The following is a 21,236-nucleotide window of genomic DNA, read 5'->3' as shown; positions in this document are numbered from 1 at the left end:
TGAGCCGGATCTGATGTTCACACGGAGGGCTGACTGATGGGCCACGGGATCCTGTTTGATGCCTTTATCTACCTCTCCGCCGCCGTCATCGCGGTGCCGCTCGCCAAACGCTGGGGGCTGGGCTCGGTGCTCGGCTATCTGTTGGCGGGGATCATCATAGGCCCCTTCCTGCTGGGGCTGGTGGGGGAGCAGAAGGATGTGATGCACTTCGCCGAGTTTGGCGTGGTACTGATGCTGTTTCTGGTCGGTCTTGAATTGCGTCCGGCCCTCTTGTGGCAGTTGAAGGGGCCGATCCTCGGCACCGGTGGCCTGCAGGTGCTGCTCACCACGGCGGCGCTGACCGGCGTGGCGCACCTGATTGGGCTGCCGTTGCAACAGGGGCTGGCCATCGGCCTCATTCTGGCGCTCTCTTCCACCGCCATCGTGTTGCAGAGCCTGCAGGAGCGCAAGTTGATGCAGAGCGAGAGCGGTCGCTCCGCCTTTGCGGTGCTGCTGTTTCAGGATATTGCGGTCATTCCGATCCTGGCGTTGCTGCCGCTGCTGGCCATGGCGCCGGTCGCCAGCAATGGCGGCTCCGAGCTGGCGGGGTGGCAGCACGGTCTGCTGGTGGTCGCGGCCATCTCCGGCATAGTGCTGGGTGGCCACTATCTGATGCGGCCGGTGTTTCGTGCCATCGCCCAGTCCCACATGCGGGAGATCTTCGTCGCCGCCGCCCTGCTGCTGGTGATCGCTATCGCCGTGTTGATGGAGTCGGTGGGGCTCTCGCCCGCTCTTGGCTCTTTCCTCGCCGGGGTGGTGCTGGCCGACAGCGAATATCGCCACGAGCTGGAGGCTGACATAGAGCCGTTCAAGGGCTTGCTGCTCGGTCTGTTCTTCATGTCGGTGGGGGCTGGGATCGACTTCGGGCTGTTTGCCGAGCACCCCTTCCTGATACCCACTCTGGTCGTTGGCCTGATGGCGCTGAAATGGCTGGTGCTGATGGCGCTCGGCTTCATCATCCGCATCTCACCGAGTCAGCGCTGGACCTTTGCGCTGGCGCTGGCGCAAGGGGGTGAGTTTGCCTTCGTGCTCTTCTCGTTTGCGGCCCAGAACCGGGTGCTGCCCAGTGAAACCATCTCGCTGCTGACGCTGGTGGTGGCGCTCTCCATGGCGCTGACCCCGCTGCTGCTGATCCTCAACGATCGGGTGATCCAGCCCTGGTTCGATTACCGTAACCAGAGCGACGCGCCGCAGCATGAGCAACCTGAACTGGTGGAGCATCCGGTGATCATCGCGGGCTTCGGCCGTTTTGGTCAGATCGTGGGGCGTCTGCTGCACGGTCACGGCATCGGCACCACCATCCTAGAGCAGGATGCCAGCCAGATAGAGACGTTGCGCAAGTATGGCTATCAGGTGTTCTATGGCGATGCCAGCCGGATCGACTTGCTCCATGCTGCTGGGGCGCACAAGGCGAAGCTGCTGGTGCTCTCCATCAACGATCCAGCTACCTCGCTGGCAGTGATCGAGATGGTGCAGAAGCACTTTCCGCATCTGAAGATCCTGGCGCGGGCGCTGGATCGACCCCATGCTCACGAGATCCTGCGGCACGGGGTCGAGAGTGTGCACCGGGAGACCCTGGGCTCGGCGGTCGATCTGGGGGTGGAAGCCCTGACCCAGCTCGGTTTGCGGGCCAATCAGGCCTGGCGGGCGGGCCAGACCTTCAAGCAGCACGATAACTGGCTGTTGCGCGAGCAGGTCAACTATCTGGACGACGAACACACTTATATCAACAAGAGCCTGCAATACCGGGAGATCCTCTCCGATCTGTTGCAAGACGACGAGGAGGGGCAGGAGCGTATCCATGCCCACAACTGGAATAGCGGGCTACCCGACGACGACAAGGAAGCAAAATGATTGCCTATTACCCCATGTTCAAACACCTGCATATGACGCTGGCGCTGGTCAGTTTGCTGCTCTTTATCTATCGCTGGCGTCTGGCGCTGGCCGGCAGCGGTCGGTTGCAACAGAAGTGGCTGAAGATCCTGCCCCATATCAACGACACCTTCCTGTTGCTGTTTGGCGTGCTGCTGGCGGTGACCTTGCAGCTGAGCCCGGGTCAGCAGCCTTGGCTGATGGCCAAGCTGATTGCACTGGTGCTCTATATCGGTCTGGGTGTGATGGCACTCAAGCGCCCGGCCCGCGGTCAGAAGCTGGTGGCCGGTGTGGCGGCGCTGGCGGTGTTCGGATACATGATCGGTGCGGCCATCACCAAGTCGGCCTGGTCGTGGCTGATGTAAACAGGAGAGGGGGTGCCTGCCTCCCCCTTTCGAGATAATATTCTGATTAATTATTTATTCATGGAATTTTTAACTGCCATTGGAGCGGCATATAGAACTTTAATTTGATGCTTTTCTTGCTAATTTAAGCCTGTGTTGACCCCGATTTGTTCTTTTTTGTGATTTAAAATCAATTACATATCGACGTTTGTATGAAAATGGCGACAGTTGTCGCAGCAAAACTTGCGACATAGACTGTCGCAAGTCACGACTAGCATACAGTCAACGCTAAACCAGTGAAGGCATGCACCATGAGTAAGAAGCTGTTACGACAACTGACCTTGGCGCGTTGCATCCCGCACCGCCCTTACAAGCTGACCGCCAGCCAACTCCAGGTAAAACTGGAAGAGGAAGGTATCCACGTCAGTCTGCGTACCGTGCAGCGGGACCTGGAGGAGATGTCCGGCATGGGACTGTTCGACCTCACCTCGGACGAGCGCAGCAAACCCCATGGCTGGTGCTTCGAGCGCCACGGCCTCAACGACTTTGCCAATATCATGCCGCTCTCGCTGGCGGTGGCCCTGAAAACCTGGAGTGATCAGGCGAGCCAACTGTTGCCAGCGAGTGTACTGACCGAATTGAACCCGCTGGTCGACAAGGCGAGCCAGGTGATCCGCGACAGCCAGAGTGAACTGGCCGAGCGCTGGCTGGAGAGTGTCCACCAGTCGCCGCGTCCGTTTGCCGGCAACCCGGAGATCCGCCGCAGCACCCTGATCCGCGATGCGCTCTGGCGTGGTCGCAAGTTCAGTGCCGAAATCCAGCGGGTGATCAAAGAGCGCACCGTGTGGCTCTGCTATGACCGGATTAACCCGCTCGGCATTCTCAATCAGCCGGACGGCCCGATCCTGCTCTGCACCCTGTCTGAGCTGGATCCCAAGGTTTACGGCATCCCGTTCGACCATATCAAGAACGTGGAGCTGACCAACTTCAGCGCCACCCAGCCGAAGGATTTCAATATTCAAAGGCTGATCCGCGATCAGGGCTATCAGGACGTGAGTGGCCCGATCCGCTTCGTCGGCCGGATCGATGCCAACAGCCAGTCGCTGGTGGATAACCAGATCCCCGGCAACAATCCGCGCATGACCCGCTATGACAAGCGCAGCGTGGTGGTCGAGACAGAGGTGCAAGATACCCCGGAGTTTCGCAGCTGGTTGAACAACATCAGCGGTGAACTGGAGGTGCTGGCGCCGGAATCGCTGCGCAAGGCCTATCTCAATCCGGCCAACCGCTTGAGCTGATTAAAAAATGGCAATGTTGAAGAGTCGAGCTTGGTCTCGGCTTTTTTTTTGCTGTTTTTTTAAGCATATTTATTCAACTAATTTTTAAGTCTTAACGACAGGATTGAACCGTTTTCCTGCCCCGTTTTTGGGGGCGAAAGCCGTGTAAGAGATCTGCCATAGCTACTGTAAGAGGCTGGCGCGTCAAGCCGTACGTGAAGCCATGCCAGAATGATCGAGCTTTCCAGTGAAACTAAATAAGATGCTGATTTTAAAGCTTTAGTTTTTAAGTTCATTTTTGGGGATGGGATCGCCATCGGATCTTTCTCGGAGAGTGGCTCTTGTTCGAGCCGCACATTTCCTTACTATGGGTCTCACAAGGACGGAGCTGGACCGGCAGGATGCAGGGCAGCGCATAAAGATGGAATAGTCTGCAGGATGCAGGCAAGGACACCTCAGGATGAGCTCGATAATCAGGATGATTATCGTCACGGATGAATAAAGGAACCCCGCGGGATGCGGCAGGACACTCTCAGGATGAGAGCAGAACGAACGGAACCTCGTTCTTCAGGATGAACAGGACCTCGCCGGATGCGAGAGGAATACTTCAGGATGAAGTGAGATAACCCGGATGGTTATCGGTCAGGATGACGCAAGGAACCCCCACAGGATGTGGTAACGGACACCTCCAGGATGGAGACAGTGAAGCAGTTCAGGATGAATTGCCAGGCCAGGAGCGCCGCAGGACACGCCAACGGATTGGAAAGGGGATATTCCAAAGGATTAGGATAACGTCAGGGATTGCAGGGAGCATTGCAGTTCTAAGGACAGAACGACACGACTCTAGGGGACGGCTACCGCCGTCCCCTTTTCTTTTGTGGATTCGCTCAGGGTTGAGACGATTGCTGTGCCTTATCCACCACTGCTTGCATCCGGGCCCGGATGTCTGCGGTAGCAAATACGCCAAACAACACTATCAGTAAGAACTCCTGTCGAGTAACCGCAAAATGAGGCTTGCATGCGCGCGCTATCATGCTGGCCTGCAGCCAGTGCAGCAGGGCAATCACTACGCCGCAAATGGGTAAGACAGTATTGAGTTTGCTGGGTAGCGGCGCAAACAGGCTGAATACCACGCCAAACCAGAAAAACAGTACCAGCCCCATCGCCAGCAGATTAAAGACTCGCTTCATTGTTTACCTCCCGCAGATAGAGTTGATAGCAGACCTGACCTGCTTGTTTGTCCTTGAGCAACTGCCAGCTGGCAGGCAGTGCCAGATCGGCCATCTCTTTTTCCCGCTCCAGATAGATCAGGGCATCCGCTGCCAGCCAGCCGCGCTGTTCCAGCAGTTCGCACACTTGTGGTAGCAGCTCACGGCGAAACGGCGGATCGAGAAACACCAGATCGAAGGGGGTGGCAGGGCCTTGCAGCCAGCTTACCGCATCTGACTGGATAACCTGGCCCTGACTGCTACCAAGTGCGGCCAGATTCTTCTTGATCTGGTCGGCGGCACCCTTGTCCATCTCGATCAGGGTCACTTGCTCGGCATAGCGTGACAGTGCCTCTAGCCCCAGTCCACCGCTGCCGGCAAACAGGTCGAGGCAACGGGTACCGCGGATATGGGGGGCCAGCCAGTTAAAGATGGTCTCCTTGATGCGATCCGTGGTGGGTCTGAGCCCTTCCACATCCTTGACCGGCAATTTACGACCGCGCCACTGGCCGCTGATGATTCTTACAAAGCCCGATTTTCCTTGCGGGGCGGGACTTTGGCTCGGGTTGCTACGGCTGGATTTCACTCTGGGCATCGCGTTTCATCGTCAGAAAATAAAGTGGTAGTATAAGGCGGTTCATTTTTATTCCGACCCGCCAAGGGACGGCTATCTTAGCAGTCAGCCAACGAAGTGAGTATTTTTTAGATGGCAAAAGGTTTGTTTTCCTGGCTCGGTTTCGGCCGCAAGAAAGAAGAGGCTGAGGTTGTCCAACCACAGACACCCCAAGCCACCCCCGTTACCGTTGAGCCCGAGGTCGCTACTACCCCTGCTCCCGATACCACGCCGGCTGTTGCACCCGAAGTGCCTGCCAGCGCGCAACATAGCGTTCTGCATGATGATTGCTGTCTGCCGACCGAGCTGGATGACCATGGCCCGCTGGTGGTGGAGGAGTGTGCCTCCGACCTGGAGCCGGTGATCGTCAACGAAGCGCTGATCGCCGAAGAGGAGCGTGCCGCCGAAGCCGCTCGTATCGCTGCTGAAGTGCAAGCTGCAGAAGCTGCCCGTATCGCTGCGCAAGCGCAGGCTACCGAAACTGCTCGTATTGCTGCTGAAGCACAGGCCGCCGAAACTGCTCGTATCGCTGCGCAAGCACAGGCCGCCGAAGCTGCCCGTATTGCTGCCGAAGCGCAAGCCGCTGAAGTAGCTCGTATCGCTGCTGAAGCACAGGCCGCCGAAGCTGCTCGTATCGCTGCGCAAGCACAGGCTGCCGAAGCCGCCCGTATCGCTGCGCAAGCGCAAGCTGCTGAAGCCGCTCGTATTGCTGCGCAAGCACAGGCTGCCGAAGCTGCTCGTATTGCCGCTGAAGCGCAAGCTGCTGAAGCTGCCCGTATTGCTGCGCAAGCGCAAGCTGCCGAAGCCGCTCGTATTGCCGCCGAAGCTCAGGCTGCGGAAGAAGCCCGTATCGCTGCGCAAGCGCAAGCCGCCGAAGTTGCCCGTATTGCTGCTGAAGCACAGGCTGCTGAAGAGGCCCGTATCGCCAAAGAGGCCCAGCGAGCGGAAGATCTGCGGCTGGTAGCCGAGATGGAGGCTGAGGCCGCCGCGCTGGCTGCTCTGCCGCTGGCCGCTGCCGTGGATGACGACACTCAGGACAAGCCGCAGCGGGAGGGCTTTTTTGCCCGCCTCAAGCGCAGTCTGGTGCGTACCAAGGAGAACATAGGCTCCGGTTTTATCGGTCTGTTCCGTGGCAAGAAGATCGATGATGAGCTGTTTGAAGAGCTGGAGACCCAGCTGCTGACCGCCGATCTTGGTGTGGATACCACCCGTCGTATCATCGATGGGCTGATTCAACATGCGGATCGCAAGCAGCTCAAGGATGCCGAGGCGCTCTACGGCCTGCTCAAGCAGGACATGGGCGCCATGTTGGCCAAGGTCGAGCAGCCACTGGTGATCGATACCAGCAAGAAGCCTTACGTGATCCTGATGGTCGGCGTGAACGGCGTCGGCAAGACCACCACCATCGGCAAGCTGGCCAAGCAGTTCCAGGCCGAAGGCAAGAGCGTGATGCTGGCGGCGGGTGACACCTTCCGTGCCGCTGCGGTCGAGCAGCTGCAGGTATGGGGTCAGCGCAACAACATTCCGGTGATTGCCCAGCATACCGGTGCCGACTCTGCTTCTGTCATTTATGACGCCATCGAAGCCGCCCGCTCCCGTGGTGCCGATGTGCTGATTGCCGACACCGCCGGTCGCCTGCAGAACAAGAGCAACCTGATGGAAGAGCTCAAGAAAGTGGTGCGGGTGATGAAGAAGCTGGATGAAGAGGCGCCCCACGAGATCATGCTGACGCTGGATGCGGGCACCGGTCAGAACGCTCTGAGCCAGGCCAAGCTATTCAGCGAGGCGGTGGGTCTGGACGGGATCACGCTGACCAAGCTGGATGGTACTGCCAAGGGCGGGGTTATCTTCGCGGTGGCCGACAAGTTCCAGATCCCGATCCGTTATATCGGGGTAGGCGAGGGGATCGACGATCTGCGTCCCTTTGTGGCGAACGACTTTATCGAAGCGCTGTTCAGTCGTGATGAATAAGTCCGGTCGCGATGAGTAAGTGTCCCATGCCCCGACTTTGGTCGGGGTTTGTCAATGTCAGGGAACCGTCATGATTCGTTTTGATAAGGTCAGCAAGGTATACAGCGGTGGCCATCAGGCACTGCAGAAGGTCAGCTTTCACCTGCAGAAGGGAGAGATGGCCTTTCTGACCGGACACTCGGGGGCGGGCAAGAGTACCCTGCTCAAGCTGATCAGCGTGATGGAGCGTCCGACCGATGGCCGGGTGTTCTTTCATGGCGACGATGTCAGCCATATCCAGCGCAGCCAGATCCCCTATGTGCGTCGCCAGATCGGGATGATCTTTCAGGATCACCGGCTGCTGATGGATCGCACCGTGTTTGACAACGTGGCACTGCCGCTGGTGATCGATGGCTATAGCCATGCCGACATCAACAAGCGGGTCGCTGCAGCCCTCGACAAGGTGGGGTTGCTGGGCAAGGAGCGTTACCAGCCACGCCAGCTCTCCGGTGGTGAGCAGCAGCGGGTCGGTATCGCCCGTGCCATCGTCAACAAGCCACCCCTGCTGTTGGCGGATGAACCGACCGGTAATCTGGATCCCCAGCTCTCCATGGACATCATGCGGCTATTTCAGGAGTTCAACAATTTTGGGGTATCGGTGTTGATCGCCACTCACGATCTGGGATTGATTGCCCGTATGCGTTATCGCACCCTGACCCTCAAGGCGGGTCGTATGTATTCAGCCGGGGAGCAGCTCTGATGGCTATCGTTCGACATAAACAACCGCCACTGCGCCGTCTGATGATGTATGGGGTTGACCACGTGCGCCAGGCATTTGCCAGTCTGGGGGAGTTGTGGCGCAATCCGCTTGCTTCCCTGATGACCCTGGCGGTACTGGGGGTCAGTCTGGCGCTGCCCTCCTGCTTCCATGTGCTGCTGAAAAATGCCGAGGTGGTGGAGGGAAGCTGGCAGACCAGCTCCCAAATCTCGCTCTATCTGCGCAAGGATCTACCGGAACAGAGCATTCTCGATCTGCAGCAGCGGATTTTGCTCTACCCCGAGGTGGACTCGGTCACCTATCTGAGCCGGGACGATGCGTTGCGGGAGTTTCGCGAGATCTCCGGCTTCGGTGATGCCCTCGACTACCTCGACAGCAACCCACTGCCACCTGTGCTGAGCGTCATACCGGATCCGCGCTGGCAGAACCCGGAAGGGGCGGCCGAGTTGCTCGGCAAGCTCAACAACGAGGTGGGGGTCGAGCAAGGCAAGCTGGATCTGCAGTGGTTGACCCGTCTGCAGGGGATCATGAACTTGCTACGCCATACCATTACCGGTATCGCGGTGCTGCTGCTCTCCGCCGTGCTGCTGATCGTCGGCAACACCCTGCGCCTTAATATCCTTAACCAGCGCTCCGAGATCGAGGTGCTTAAACTGATTGGGGCGACCGATTCCTTCATTCACCGCCCTTTCCTTTATACCGGTATCTGGTTTGGCATCATTGGCGGCATGCTGGCCTGGTGGCTCACCGAAGTGATGGTGATCTGGAGCGAAGGGGTAGTGAAGGAGCTGGCCGGTTTGTATAACAGTAATTTCCGGCTGGTGGGCATGGGGGCGGTAGACGGGATCAACCTGATCCTGCTGGGTGCCCTGCTGGGGTTGATTGCCTCCTGGTTTTCGGTCCATCGCCACATTCGCGATATCGAACCATCTTGATTGATTTATCATCAAAGTAAATCACTGGATTTTGAGAAGCGGATCAAGTAAAAGAGGGGCCGTTTCTGGCTTGGCCCCCATAGTCAGAGTATTCTGAATAACAATGATCTTCCGGATCTTTGCTAGATCCGTTGAACCTTCTGATTTATAAGCAGTCTATTAAAGCTGAAGCATTTATACGAGTGTGGCCCCTCTGCCTTGCTCGTCAGACTTGGCAAGCATGTGAAGGTTGCGAGCTCCGCAACAATGGACTTAGCATGCTACTTTTCGGGGGTCCTTCATTGTGACCCCCTTTTTTTGACTGTTCATTCATGATTCATCCTGCAGGCCTAAGATAACCCGGTCTTAAACTGGGTCGGTATCTTTGATGCAGGCCGCAGAATGGCATCCGGTCGGTAGACAGACCCTCTCAGGGTGTTAGACTGATTCGATTGAAAAGTAAGAGGTAACAGATGGGAACTTCATTGCAGCGCACCATGGCCCTGATTCCGCAAGGTAGTCTGGAAGGCTATACCCAGGCAGTAAATTCTATTCCGGTGCTAAGCGCAGAGGAAGAGCGTGAGCTGGCTGAGCGTTTGCAGCAGGATGGCGATCTCGAGGCTGCTCGTCAGCTGATTATGTCGCACCTGCGCTTTGTCGTTCATGTTGCCAAGAGTTATGCCGGTTACGGCCTGCCCCAGGCCGATCTGGTACAGGAAGGCAACATCGGCCTGATGAAGGCGGTCAAGCGCTTCGACCCGACTGTTGGCGTGCGTCTGGTCTCCTTTGCCGTGCACTGGATCAAGGCCGAAATCCACGAATATGTGCTGCGCAACTGGCGCATGGTCAAGGTGGCCACCACCAAGGCCCAGCGCAAGCTCTTCTTCAACCTGCGCAAATCCAAAAAGCGTCTGGGCTGGCTGAACCACGAAGAGGTTCAGGCCGTGGCTGCCGATCTTGGTGTCTCTGCTGCTGACGTGACCGAGATGGAAGGGCGGATGGCCAACTACGATCAGGCGTTCGATCTGGTTGGTGATGATGAAGAGGAGGGTGGTTTCTCGCCGGTTCACTATCTGGAGGACAAATCCTCCGATCTGGCCGCCACCATCGAGAACGACAACTGGGACGATCACGCGACCCGTCGCCTGAGCTTGGCCCTCGCCACCCTGGATGAGCGCAGCCAGCACATCATCCGCGCCCGCTGGCTCGATGATGACAGCAAGACCACTCTGCAGGAGCTGGCCGATACCTACGGCGTCTCCGCCGAGCGAGTGCGTCAGCTTGAGAAAAACGCGCTCAAGAAGCTGAAAGATGCCATGGAAGCCTGATGCTTCCTCGCTGAAAACAGGGCCTGATGGCCCTGTTTTTGTTTCTGCGGCCGGTAATCGAGGCTTGCCCTGATAACCCTTGGGTGTGTTATGTTGCCGCAACTGCCACATTAGGGAGAGCAGAAGTGAAACTGTTGAACGACCTGTTTACCAACAACCGTGAGTGGGCCGAACGGATCAAGGCCGAAGATCCCGTCTTCTTTGCCACCCTTTCTGCCCAGCAGGCCCCCGAATACCTCTGGATCGGCTGCTCCGACAGCCGGGTCCCCGCCAACCAGCTGATGGGCCTGCTGCCGGGGGATGTCTTCGTCCACCGCAACGTCGCTAATCTGGTGGTGCATACCGATTTCAACTGCCTCTCCGTGCTGCAATACGCGGTGGAAGTGCTCAAGGTGAAGCACATCATCGTCTGCGGTCACTACGGTTGCGGCGGCGTCAAGGCCGCGATGCAGAACCAGGAGCTGGGTCTCATCGATAACTGGCTGCGCAACATCAAGGATGTCTACTTCAAGTATGGCGAGCAGCTTGAAGCCATCGAGGATGAGCACGAGCGCTTCGACTACCTGTGCGAACTGAACGTAGCCGAGCAGGTAGCCAACGTCTGCCACACCACCATCATCCAGAATGCTTGGCGCAAAGGGCAGGAGCTGGCCATCCATGGCTGGATCTACGGGATCAAAGATGGCTTGCTGCACGATCTCGATCTCTGCATCAGTGGGCCGGATCAGATCCCCGATGTCTACCGCGCCTGGCCGGACATGCGTCCGCCCCACCGCCGCCGCTAGGGAGCTTCATGGTGGCGCCAGCCCTCTATCTGCAGATCAAGCAGCACATTCTGGACCGGATCCGCGAACGCCACTATCAGGCGGGAGACCGGATCCCGACCGAAGCGGCCCTGTGCGAGCAGTTCACCGTGAGCCGGATGACGGTCAACCGGGCGCTGCGCGAACTGATGGCGGAAGGGTGGCTGGTGCGTACCGCCGGTTCCGGCAGCTTCGTGGCGGACAGGCGCACCGAATCGCCGCTGCTGGCCATTCGCAACATTGCCGACGAGATCGCCGAGCGCGGCGGTGAGTACAGCGCCCGGGTGATCCGCTTGCAGCGACTGGCCGCCGACGAGAAGGTGGCGGTACAACTGGGGCTGCGGGTTGGCGCGCCTATCTTTCACAGCCTGATCGTCCATCAGGCCGATGGCGAGCCGCTGCAGCTGGAGGAGCGCTTCGTCGATGCCGGGCGCTTGCCGGGCTATGGCGAACAGGATTTCACCCAACAGACCCCCAACCGCTATCTGATGGAGGTTTGCCCCCTGTCGGAGATGGAGCACGTGGTAGAAGCCGTGCTGCCGAGCGCCGGTGAGGCGGGATTGTTGCAGATCCGCGTAGATTCCCCCTGCCTGTTGCTGCACCGGCGCACCTGGTCGGAGGGGCATCTGGTCTCCTACGCCCGTTTGCTCTCCCCCGGTTCCCGCTACAAGCTCAGCTCCAAGACTCAGCTAGAGTAATTGTCTATACAGCTCGTTTTTTTCCAAGCCCACCTCCGGTGGGCTTTTTTGTGCTTAAACTCTAATTTTGATGCTGTTATCAGGATGTGAATTCTGCTCTTTCTTTCATCACAGAGATCGACTATAAGGATATGTATATACATTTGAGGTCGCTATGAACAAGGAACTGTTGAACTGCGAGCGGGTCTGGCTCAACGTGACGCCCGCCACTCTGAATGACGAGCTGGTCGACTACGGCCTGCTGCCGCTCCACGCCCTCGGCGTGAAGGACGGCAAGATCCACGCCCTGGTGCCGATGGCCGAGCTGAAAGGGCTCCATCCCGCTCACTGGCAGGATATGCAGGGCAAGCTGATCACTCCCGGTCTTATCGATTGCCACACCCACCTTATCTTTGCCGGCAGCCGCGCCGAGGAGTTTGAGCTGCGCCAGCAGGGCATCCCCTATGCCGAGATCGCCCGTCGGGGCGGCGGCATCATCAGCACGGTGCGTGCCACCCGTGAGGCCTGCGAGGATCAGCTGTTCGAGCTGGCGTTGCCGAGGGTGAAATCCCTGATCCGCGAAGGGGTCACCACGGTGGAGATCAAGTCCGGCTATGGCCTGACGTTGGCGGACGAACTCAAGATGTTGCGGGTGGCCCGCCGACTGGGGGAGGCACTGCCGATCCGGGTCAAGACCACTTTGCTGGCGGCCCATGCGGTACCGCCGGAGTATCGCGACGATCCCGACAGCTGGGTCGAGACCATCTGTCAGGAGATCATCCCGGCCGCCGCCGAGGCGGGTCTGGCCGATGCGGTGGATGTCTTCTGCGAGCACATCGGCTTCTCGCTGGCCCAGACCGAGCAGGTCTATCTGGCGGCGGATCAATACGGCCTGCCGGTGAAGGGGCACATGGATCAGCTCTCCAACCTCGGTGGCAGCACCCTGGCTGCCAACTTTGGCGCCCTCTCGGTGGATCATCTGGAGTACTTGGATCCGGAAGGGATCCTGGCATTGGCCCACCGTGGGGTGGTCGCCACCCTGCTGCCCACCGCCTTCTACTTCCTCAAAGAGACCAAGTTGCCGCCGGTCGCCGCCCTGCGCAAGGCGGGTGTGGCGATGGCGGTCTCCTCCGATATCAACCCGGGCACCGCCCCCATCGTCTCGCTGCGGATGGCGATGAACATGGCTTGCACCCTGTTTGGCCTGACCCCGGTGGAGGCGATGGTCGGGGTGACCCGCCACGCCGCCAAAGCGCTCGGCGAGCAGGCGCGCCTTGGTCAGCTCAAGGTGGGCATGGCGGCTGACTTCCTGATCTGGCACTGCGCCCATCCCGCTGAAATCAGCTACATGGTCGGCGTCGATCAGCTGGCGGGCCGCATCTTCAATGGTGAGGAGACCCTCCATGGATAAGTTCAACCCGGTCGACATGTCGCTCTGGCAAGGGCGGCAGGATCCGGAAGATGGCGAGTTGGCACTGCGCTGGCACGACAAGGTGCAGCCATGGGCCGCCGGGGCACAAGGGGCACAAGAGGCAGCTGGTGTAGTGCTGCTCGGCTTTGCCTGTGACGAAGGGGTGCGCCGCAACAAGGGGCGCATTGGCGCTGCTGGTGCGCCGTTGGTGGTGCGCAAGCTGTTGGCCAACACCGCCTGGCACCTGAATCACCCCGTCTACGATGGCGGGGATGTGAGTTGCCCCGATGGGGATCTCGACACCGCTCACGGCCGTCTGGCCGAGCGGGTCGCCACTGCGCTCGATTTGGGTCACTTCCCGCTGGTGCTGGGGGGCGGTCATGAGGTGGCATTCGGCAGCTGGAGCGGCCTCAACCGTCATCTGGGCGGTAGTGGCAAGGTCGGCATCATCAATTTCGACGCCCACTTCGATCTGCGGATGAAGCTGGAACTGGCAAGCTCCGGCACCCCCTTCTTCCAGATTGCCGAGCAGTGCGCCGCTCAGGGCACGCCGTTTCACTATGCCTGCCTCGGGGTGGCCGAGACTGCCAATACCCAAGCCTTGTTTGCCCGCGCCGAGGCGCTGGGAGTGTGGCATGTGCTGGATGAGGCGATGACTCAGGCCGAGCTGCCAGCCTTGCTGGCTGGGCTCGACACCTTTATCGCCGATTGCGATCACCTCTATCTGACCATCGACCTCGATGTGCTGCCCGCCGCCGTGATGCCGGGGGTGAGCGCCCCCGCCGCCCGTGGCGTGGAGCTGGCGGTGATCGAACCGCTGATCGCCCATATCCGGGCCAGCGGCAAGCTGCGGCTCGCCGATCTGGCCGAGCTTAATCCGATGCTGGATCAGGACAACCGCAGTGCCCGTGTGGCCGCGCGACTGGTTCATCTGTTGACCCGTTAACCCTTTGGCCGCAGGTCGCCGAAGGCACCCTATTGATACAACAAGGAGTGTGTATGTCTGTGCAACAGCAGGATCCCCGTACTGATTCCAGAACTGACCCAAACCGCGTGATCCGTGCCCCGCGCGGCACCGAGCTGACCGCCAAGAGCTGGCTCACCGAAGCGCCGCTGCGGATGCTGATGAACAACCTGGATCCCGAGGTGGCCGAGCATCCCCAGTCGCTGGTGGTCTATGGCGGCATCGGTCGCGCCGCCCGCAACTGGGCCTGCTACGACAAGATCGTCGAGGTGCTGACTCGGCTTGAGGAAGACCAGACCCTGCTGGTGCAATCCGGCAAGCCGGTCGGGGTGTTCCAGACCCACAAGGATGCGCCGCGGGTGCTGATTGCCAACTCCAACTTGGTGCCCCACTGGGCCAACTGGGAGCACTTCAACGAGCTCGATAAGAAGGGCTTGATGATGTACGGCCAGATGACTGCGGGTTCGTGGATCTACATCGGCACCCAGGGGATAGTGCAGGGCACCTACGAGACCTTCTTCGCGGTGGCCAATCAGCACTTCAACGGGTCGCCTGCGGGCCGCTGGATCCTCACCGGCGGTCTCGGTGGCATGGGCGGCGCCCAGCCGCTGGCCGCCACCATGGCCGGTTTCTCGATGATCGCCGTGGAGTGCGATGAGACCCGCATCGATTTTCGCCTCAAGACCCGCTACGTGGACAAGAAAGCCCACACGCTGGACGAGGCGCTAGCCATGGTCGAGGAAGCCAAACGCAGCGGCACCGCCGTCTCCGTCGGTCTGCTTGGCAACGCCGCAGACGTCTTCGCCGAGCTGGTGGCCCGTGGCATCACCCCGGATGTAGTGACCGACCAGACCTCTGCCCACGATCCGATCCACGGCTACCTGCCGCAGGGCTGGAGCGTGGCACAGTGGCGCGAGCTGCAACAGAGCGCCCCGCAGGAGGTGAATCTGGCCGCCCGTCGCTCCATGGCCCGTCAGGTGGCGTCCATGCTGACTTTGCAAGCCCGTGGCGCCGCGACTCTGGATTACGGCAACAACATCCGCCAGATGGCGCTGGAGGAGGGGGTGGCGAACGCTTTCGACTTCCCCGGCTTCGTCCCCGCCTATATCCGCCCGCTGTTCTGCGAGGGGATCGGCCCGTTCCGCTGGGTGGCCCTCTCCGGCGATCCGGAAGATATCTACAAGACCGATCAGAAGGTGAAAGAGCTGATCCCGGACGATCCTCACCTGCACAACTGGCTCGACATGGCCCGCGAGCGCATTGCGTTTCAGGGGTTGCCGGCGCGGATCTGCTGGGTCGGGGTCAAGGATCGGGTACGGCTCGGGCTGGCCTTCAACGAGATGGTGAAAAATGGCGAGCTGAAGGCGCCCATCGTGATTGGCCGCGACCATCTGGATTCCGGTTCGGTGGCGAGCCCGAACCGCGAAACCGAAGCCATGATGGATGGTTCCGATGCCGTCTCCGATTGGCCGCTGCTCAACGCCCTGCTCAATACCGCCGGTGGTGCGACCTGGGTGTCGCTGCACCACGGCGGCGGGGTAGGCATGGGCTTCTCCCAGCACTCTGGCGTGGTGATCGTCTGTGACGGCTCCGATGACGCGGCCCGCCGCGTGGGTCGGGTGCTGCGCAACGATCCGGCCACCGGCGTGATGCGCCATGCGGATGCGGGCTACGAGATTGCCATCAACTGCGCCCACGAGGCGAAACTGGATCTGCCGATGTTAGGCGGCGCCAACGGTGTCAAAGGAAAGGTGTAACACCATGTTTGAATTGACTATTACCCCGGGCGAGCTGGATCTTGCCACCCTGCGCCGCGTCAGCCGCGAGCCGGTACATATTTCACTGGATCCGGCTGCCTTGCCGGGGATCCACGCCTCTGCTGCGGTGGTCACCAAGGTGATCGAGCAGAATCGGGTGGTGTATGGCATCAACACCGGCTTTGGTCTGCTGGCCAACACCCGTATTCCGGTGGAGCAGTTGGACGAATTGCAGCGCTCCATCGTGCTCTCCCACGCCGCTGGCATAGGCACTTACATGGATGACGCCACCGTGCGGCTGATGATGGTGCTCAAGCTCAACTCGCTGGCGCGTGGCTTCTCCGGCATCCGGCTGGCGGTGCTGGAGGCGCTGATGACGCTGGTCAACGCCGAGGTCTACCCGGTGGTGCCGAAGAAGGGCTCCGTCGGCGCCTCCGGCGATCTGGCGCCGTTGGCCCATATGAGCTGCCTGCTGATCGGTGAAGGCAAGGCGCGCCACAAGGGCGAGCTGATCGATGCCGCTACAGCGCTGAAAATTGCCGGGCTCGAACCCATCGCGCTGGCGCCGAAAGAGGGGCTGGCGTTGCTCAACGGCACCCAGGCCAGCACCGCCTTTGCGCTGGAAGGGCTGTTCCACGCCGAGGATCTGTTCGCCGGTGCCATCACCATAGGCGCCATGAGCGTGGAGGCCGCCCTTGGCAGCCGCCGTCCGTTCGATGCCCGCATTCACGCGGTGCGCGGTCAGCGCGGCCAGATCGATGCGGCCGCCTGCTATCGCCACCTGCTGGTGGACGGCAGCGAGATCGGCATGTCTCACCATAACTGCGAGAAGGTGCAGGATCCCTACTCATTGCGCTGCCAGCCGCAGGTGATGGGGGCCTGTCTGGCCCAGATCCGCCACGCCGCCGAGGTGCTGGTGTGCGAGGCCAATGCGGTCTCCGACAACCCGCTGGTGTTTGCCGATGACGAGGAGATCCTCTCTGGCGGCAACTTCCACGCCGAGCCGGTGGCCTTTGCTGCGGACAATCTGGCGCTGGCTATCGCCGAGATAGGGTCCCTTTCAGAGCGGCGGATGGCGCTGCTGATCGACTCGCGGATGTCTGGTCTGCCGGCGTTTCTGGTCAACAACGGCGGGGTCAACTCCGGCTTTATGATCGCTCAGGTCACCTCGGCGGCGCTCGCCTCCGAGAACAAGAGCCTGGCTCATCCCGCCTCGGTAGACAGCCTGCCCACCTCCGCCAATCAGGAGGATCATGTCTCCATGGCCACCTTCGCCGCTCGTCGGCTGGCGGACATGGCGGAGAACACCCGCGGTATTCTGGCAGTCGAACTGCTGGCGGCGGCACAGGGGCTCGATTTCCGTGCGCCGCTGCGCAGTACCGAGCTGATCGAGCTGGCCAAGGGGCGACTGCGAGCAGAGGTGAGCTTCTACGACAAGGACAGGTATTTTTCGCCGGATATCGAAGCGGCCGCCGCCCTGCTGGGCCGTGCCAGCTACAACGATCTGATCCCGGCCGGGGTGCTGCCCAGCCTGTAAGCCTTGATCCCCCTTCTCCCCTGGCGGGAGAAGGGTGGGGGATGAGGGGGACGCCGCTTCACTGGCACCGGTGAGATCCGGGAGCAGATAACAAAAGACCGCCCAATCGGGCGGTCTTGTCGTTTCTGGCATTGGCTAAACGCGGTTATTCGTGCTCGAACATCAGGAACAGATAGACGACGAACAGCACCGGGATAGGTGCTGGCGCCTGTTATTCGTGCTCGAACATCAGGAACAGATAGACCACGAACAACACCAGATGGGTGGCGCCATGGAGCACATTGGTGCGGCCACTGCTGAAGGTCACCTTGCAGACCATCAGAGTGGTGACCAGCAGCACCATGTCGGCGGCGGAGAGCCCGAGGCGTACCTCTTGCCCCATGATGGCGCCGATCAGAAGTACCGCCGGTACTGTGAGGGCAATAGTGGCCAGCACCGAGCCGAAGTAGAGGTTCATCGCACGCTGCAACTGGTTGTTGAAGGCGGCCTTGATGGCGCCGACCGCTTCCGGTGCCAGCACGATACAGGCCACGATAAAACCACCCAGTGCCGCAGGGGCCTGCATCACATGTACCCCGTAGTTGATGGGGATGGCCAGGGTCTTGGCCAGCAGGATCACCACCACCAGATAAACCAGTAGCAGCAGGGTGTGATAGACGTTGCTCTGCAGCGGGCCGTGGTGCTCTTCGTAATCCTCGTGATCGCTGTCGACGAAGAAGTGGCTGTGGCTGCGGGTCTGGATCAGCAGAAAGACCCCATAGAGCAGGATCGAGATGATGATCAGCATCCATGACATGGGGCTCGACATGCTACCGACTGTGCCACCCCGGGTGAAGTTGGGCAGCACCAGACAGAGCAGCGCCAGCGGGATGATGGCCACCAGATAGGATTTGACCCCGTCCAGATTGAAGCTCTGGGTGTGGTAGCGCCAGCCGCCAAACAGCAGGGTGAAGCCCACCAGCCCGGTGCTCACCAGCATCACCACCGCAAACATGGTATCGCGCGCCATGGTGGGGTTGGGCTCGCCGGTCAGCATCACCGAGGAGATCATCACTACCTCCAGCGAAATGACCGACAGGGTGAGGATCAGGGTGCCGAAAGGCTCGCCCAGCTTGATGGCGAGGGCATCGGAGTGGCGCACCACCGAGAAGATGGCCCAGGTAACGACGGCCAGCAGAGCCAGCGAGACCGGAAGATAGATCGCGAGCGGAGTTGTCTCTGTCAGCAGGTCGCTGCCCAGGGTCTTGAAAAAGAGCAGGGTCAGCAGGCCAACGGGCAGGGCAATCTCTTGCCGGATAAATGTCTTCATAGGCAATGGTTCTCTTCTGGGGGTCTGAGCGACCGGATGACATAAACAGGCTGCGTAGTTATCGCTTGCGCGATAACCAGCCCCTTATGATAAAGGCAGTGACCCCCGTCAGGGCAGATCATTTTGTTGCGGAATGTAAATGAGCGGTTGAAGGGGTTGGGTCGGTCTCCCCGATAGAGATAGGTATCGGGCGCGGGCAGGGGTAGCATGGCGAGGTAGCGGTCGTTGCGGCAATCCTGCCGCTGTGGCTGCTATCCCCGCGATAAGGGTGCTTATGTCAGCGGTTCGTCTGCGTTACCACACCATCGAATTTGGTGAGCTGGATATCCATCTGCGCACATTGCGCGACAATCAGCAGTTCTCCGACGATGGGGGCGAGGCAGAGGCACTCGGCATCTCCTCGGCCTTCTGGCCGCTGTTCGGGATTGTCTGGGACTCTGGCCGGGTGCTGGCCAGCCAGATGGTGTGTCAGGAGGTGGCGGGGCTGCGCATTCTGGAGGTGGGCTGCGGCATCGGCTTGGCCAGTCTGGTGCTCAACCATCGTCATGCCGACATCACGGCCACCGACTATCACCCCGAGGCGGGTGCCTTTCTGGCGCAGAATGTATTGCTTAATCAGGGGGCCGAGATCCCTTTCACTCGTACCGGTTGGGCCGATGCCGCCACGGATCTGGGCTGCTTCGATCTGATCATCGGCAGCGACTTGCTCTACGAGCGCGGCCATGTGGAGATGCTGGCCGCCTTTATCGAGCAACATGCCAAGGCAAGCTGCAAGGTGATCCTGGTGGATCCGGGTCGCGGTCAGCAGGGGCGCTTTACCCGGCTGATGGCCGGGCTGGGCTACCGGCACAGCCAGCATCAGCCTCATGATGTCGAGCAGCTGGCCCAGCCGTTTCGCGGCCAGATCCTGCAATATCTGCGCTAGCTGGCCTCGCGGTATCGTTGCTGCCACTCCCGTTGCCAGCGCGGCAACATCTTTAGCGGCATGGGCTTGCCGAAGACGTAACCCTGGATCAGATAGACGCCGTGCTGGCCCAGATAGTCGACCTGCTGTTGGGTTTCCACCCCTTCGGCGATCATCTCCATATCTGACTCCTGACCAAAGGCGATGATGGCATCCAGCACGCTGCGCTTGAGGTCGCTGGTGCCTATGGTATCGACGAACATCTTGTCGATCTTGATTTGGCGGATCCCCAGGCTCTGCAGGTAGGCAAAGCCGCCGTAACCGGTACCGAAATCATCTAGCTTGAAGTGATAGCCCATCTGCTGCAGCAGGGTGATCTCGTCGGTAGCCGCCTTGATGTCGTGGATCGGTTTGCGTTCGGTCAGCTCAAAGGTGAGCCGGTCAGGGGAGGGATTATGGTGTGTTGCCAGCAGCTGACGCAGTAGTGGTTGTTCGATATGGGTGGCGACCAGATTGACGCTGACCCACTGCTCCGGCGCCAGCAGTGGCAGATCGCTGATCACCTGCTCCAGCAGCTGCTCGGTCATCGGCAGGATCACCTCTTGCTCCTCTGCATAGTCGATAAAAGTACCAGGCGGTATTAGTTCGTCCCCCCGCTGCCAGCGCAACAGAGCTTCATAACCGACGACCCGTTTGCTGCGGCTATCGACCACAGGTTGGTAGAATGGCACAAATTCCCGACGTACCAGACCCGCTTGAAGTAATGCTTTGAGAGAGCGGCGGTAGTTGCGCATCAACCAGTAGGCGGCAACGAGCACCAAACCCAACGTGATGCCGACCAGGAGACCATTAAGCCTGATTTTATCCTCGGCATATTGTTTCAGCGCCTGACCTGCCCAAATGGTTTGGTGAGTAAGGATATCGGGATCGGAAAAACTCAGGCTGTGGCTGTTAGCTTCTGTTTTGATCGCTTGATCGCCTCGGGGAAAGTAGATGGTCGTAGCCTTGAGATCCTTTTGGCTGAACTCCAGATAAAAGCAGTTGCTACAGGGTTGCTGCAACAGCTGGTGGCTCCAGCTGTTATCAAGGACCCAATAGGCAATGTTGTTGCCAGCGCGGTAGTAGGCCACCATCTCCTGCTCGGTCTGAAATTGTGCCGGCGTCGGGGTTAAGCCGAACTTGCCGAACAGGATGCCATCTTGCTTGGCGGTGCTGAGCAGAGAAACCGCAGGCCCCAAGCTGGAGCAGCCCTCCCCGGAGGCCAGTGCCAACCCCTGCAGGCGGATATGGGTGCTGTAAAAACGGGGGCCGCGCAGCAAAGCCATGTCTTTGGCGCCACAGTCATAGTTGAACTGCTTCAATTGGGTCGTCAACGCAACATTCAGTTCCTGATTGCGGGCAGCCATGGCGCTTTTAATTTGGCTCTGTCCCAATTATGTGTTGAAAGGCTAAGCTTGAAGTAGGCCATCACCTTGAGGTCTACCATCATGGATACCCCAGCCTTTCAACACCTGTTGTCTCTCTTTCCACAGCTTACCTTGCGCCAACGCC

Annotated in this window: 17 protein-coding genes and 1 pseudogene; 14 read left to right on the top strand and 4 right to left on the bottom strand. The window is 59.8% G+C overall.

Annotation, left to right across the window (positions count from 1 at the left end; genetic code table 11):
• The first annotated feature begins 36 nt into the window (after window positions 1-36).
• The 3 genes from CF137_RS10015 to CF137_RS10005 all read left to right on the top strand — a co-directional run bounded on the left by CF137_RS10015 (window position 37) and on the right by CF137_RS10005 (window position 3,553).
• Window positions 37-1,893: a monovalent cation:proton antiporter-2 (CPA2) family protein gene (locus CF137_RS10015; protein ID WP_139718892.1), complete on the top strand. Its 1,857-nt coding sequence runs from the start codon at window positions 37-39 to the stop codon at window positions 1,891-1,893.
• Window positions 1,890-2,276, top strand: a complete 387-nt coding sequence (locus CF137_RS10010) for a SirB2 family protein (protein ID WP_139718891.1) — start codon at window positions 1,890-1,892, stop codon at window positions 2,274-2,276. The genes CF137_RS10015 and CF137_RS10010 overlap by 4 nt, the downstream gene beginning before the upstream one ends.
• 290 nt (window positions 2,277-2,566) lie before the next feature.
• Window positions 2,567-3,553: a helix-turn-helix transcriptional regulator gene (locus CF137_RS10005; RefSeq protein ID WP_042019711.1), complete on the top strand. Its 987-nt coding sequence runs from the start codon at window positions 2,567-2,569 to the stop codon at window positions 3,551-3,553.
• Between the two features lie 866 nt (window positions 3,554-4,419).
• Here CF137_RS10005 and CF137_RS10000 read toward each other — a convergent pair.
• Window positions 4,420-4,722, bottom strand: coding sequence for a DUF1145 domain-containing protein (locus CF137_RS10000; protein WP_101345996.1), 303 nt, complete (start codon window positions 4,720-4,722; stop codon window positions 4,420-4,422).
• Window positions 4,706-5,335, bottom strand: coding sequence for a 16S rRNA (guanine(966)-N(2))-methyltransferase RsmD (rsmD, locus tag CF137_RS09995; RefSeq protein WP_101326211.1), 630 nt, complete (start codon window positions 5,333-5,335; stop codon window positions 4,706-4,708). Before rsmD ends, CF137_RS10000 begins: the two co-directional genes overlap by 17 nt.
• Before the next feature lie 111 nt (window positions 5,336-5,446).
• Here rsmD and ftsY point away from each other — a divergent pair, with 111 nt between their 5' ends.
• From ftsY to hutH, 10 genes are all read left to right on the top strand, one after another.
• Entirely contained in the window at window positions 5,447-7,324 is a 1,878-nt protein-coding gene (gene ftsY, locus CF137_RS09990) for a signal recognition particle-docking protein FtsY (RefSeq protein ID WP_139718890.1), read from the top strand.
• Between the two features lie 70 nt (window positions 7,325-7,394).
• On the top strand, window positions 7,395-8,063 hold the full coding sequence (gene ftsE / locus CF137_RS09985) for a cell division ATP-binding protein FtsE (RefSeq protein ID WP_042019703.1): 669 nt from the start codon (window positions 7,395-7,397) through the stop codon (window positions 8,061-8,063).
• Window positions 8,063-9,016: a permease-like cell division protein FtsX gene (gene ftsX, locus CF137_RS09980; RefSeq protein WP_042019701.1), complete on the top strand. Its 954-nt coding sequence runs from the start codon at window positions 8,063-8,065 to the stop codon at window positions 9,014-9,016. The genes ftsE and ftsX overlap by 1 nt, the downstream gene beginning before the upstream one ends.
• Window positions 9,017-9,468: 452 nt before the next feature.
• A complete protein-coding gene (rpoH, locus tag CF137_RS09975) occupies window positions 9,469-10,323 on the top strand; it encodes an RNA polymerase sigma factor RpoH (RefSeq protein WP_139718889.1) in 855 nt (284 codons plus the stop codon).
• Between the two features lie 125 nt (window positions 10,324-10,448).
• Window positions 10,449-11,108 carry a carbonate dehydratase gene (gene can / locus CF137_RS09970; protein WP_139718888.1) on the top strand — a complete coding sequence of 220 codons (660 nt, stop codon included), beginning with the start codon at window positions 10,449-10,451 and terminating at the stop codon, window positions 11,106-11,108.
• Between the two features lie 11 nt (window positions 11,109-11,119).
• A complete protein-coding gene (hutC, locus tag CF137_RS09965) occupies window positions 11,120-11,824 on the top strand; it encodes a histidine utilization repressor (RefSeq protein ID WP_101346031.1) in 705 nt (234 codons plus the stop codon).
• Between the two features lie 154 nt (window positions 11,825-11,978).
• The gene (gene hutI / locus CF137_RS09960) at window positions 11,979-13,214 is read left to right on the top strand and encodes an imidazolonepropionase (protein WP_139718887.1); all 1,236 of its coding nucleotides are present in this window, start codon (window positions 11,979-11,981) and stop codon (window positions 13,212-13,214) included.
• Entirely contained in the window at window positions 13,207-14,160 is a 954-nt protein-coding gene (gene hutG / locus CF137_RS09955; protein ID WP_139718886.1) for a formimidoylglutamase, read from the top strand. The genes hutI and hutG overlap by 8 nt, the downstream gene beginning before the upstream one ends.
• Before the next feature lie 53 nt (window positions 14,161-14,213).
• On the top strand, window positions 14,214-15,935 hold the full coding sequence (gene hutU / locus CF137_RS09950; protein WP_139718885.1) for a urocanate hydratase: 1,722 nt from the start codon (window positions 14,214-14,216) through the stop codon (window positions 15,933-15,935).
• A gap of 4 nt (window positions 15,936-15,939) precedes the next feature.
• Entirely contained in the window at window positions 15,940-17,472 is a 1,533-nt protein-coding gene (hutH, locus tag CF137_RS09945; protein WP_139718884.1) for a histidine ammonia-lyase, read from the top strand.
• Between the two features lie 211 nt (window positions 17,473-17,683).
• Here hutH and CF137_RS09940 read toward each other — a convergent pair whose 3' ends face one another.
• Window positions 17,684-18,781: a calcium:cation antiporter gene (locus CF137_RS09940; protein WP_101326199.1), complete on the bottom strand. Its 1,098-nt coding sequence runs from the start codon at window positions 18,779-18,781 to the stop codon at window positions 17,684-17,686.
• A 274-nt stretch (window positions 18,782-19,055) separates the two neighbouring features.
• Here CF137_RS09940 and CF137_RS09935 point away from each other — a divergent pair, with 274 nt between their 5' ends.
• Window positions 19,056-19,706, top strand: coding sequence for a class I SAM-dependent methyltransferase (locus CF137_RS09935; RefSeq protein ID WP_101316734.1), 651 nt, complete (start codon window positions 19,056-19,058; stop codon window positions 19,704-19,706).
• Here CF137_RS09935 and CF137_RS09930 read toward each other — a convergent pair.
• Window positions 19,703-21,109, bottom strand: a pseudogene (locus CF137_RS09930) (EAL domain-containing protein); the annotation flags it as partial. The gene CF137_RS09935 and the pseudogene CF137_RS09930 overlap by 4 nt on opposite strands.
• Window positions 21,110-21,236: the final 127 nt, after the last annotated feature.

It is taken from the genome of Aeromonas sobria, assembly GCF_006243315.1.
Taxonomy (GTDB): Bacteria; Pseudomonadota; Gammaproteobacteria; order Enterobacterales; family Aeromonadaceae; genus Aeromonas; species Aeromonas sobria_A.
This window is presented reverse-complemented; position numbering and strand designations above follow the sequence as displayed.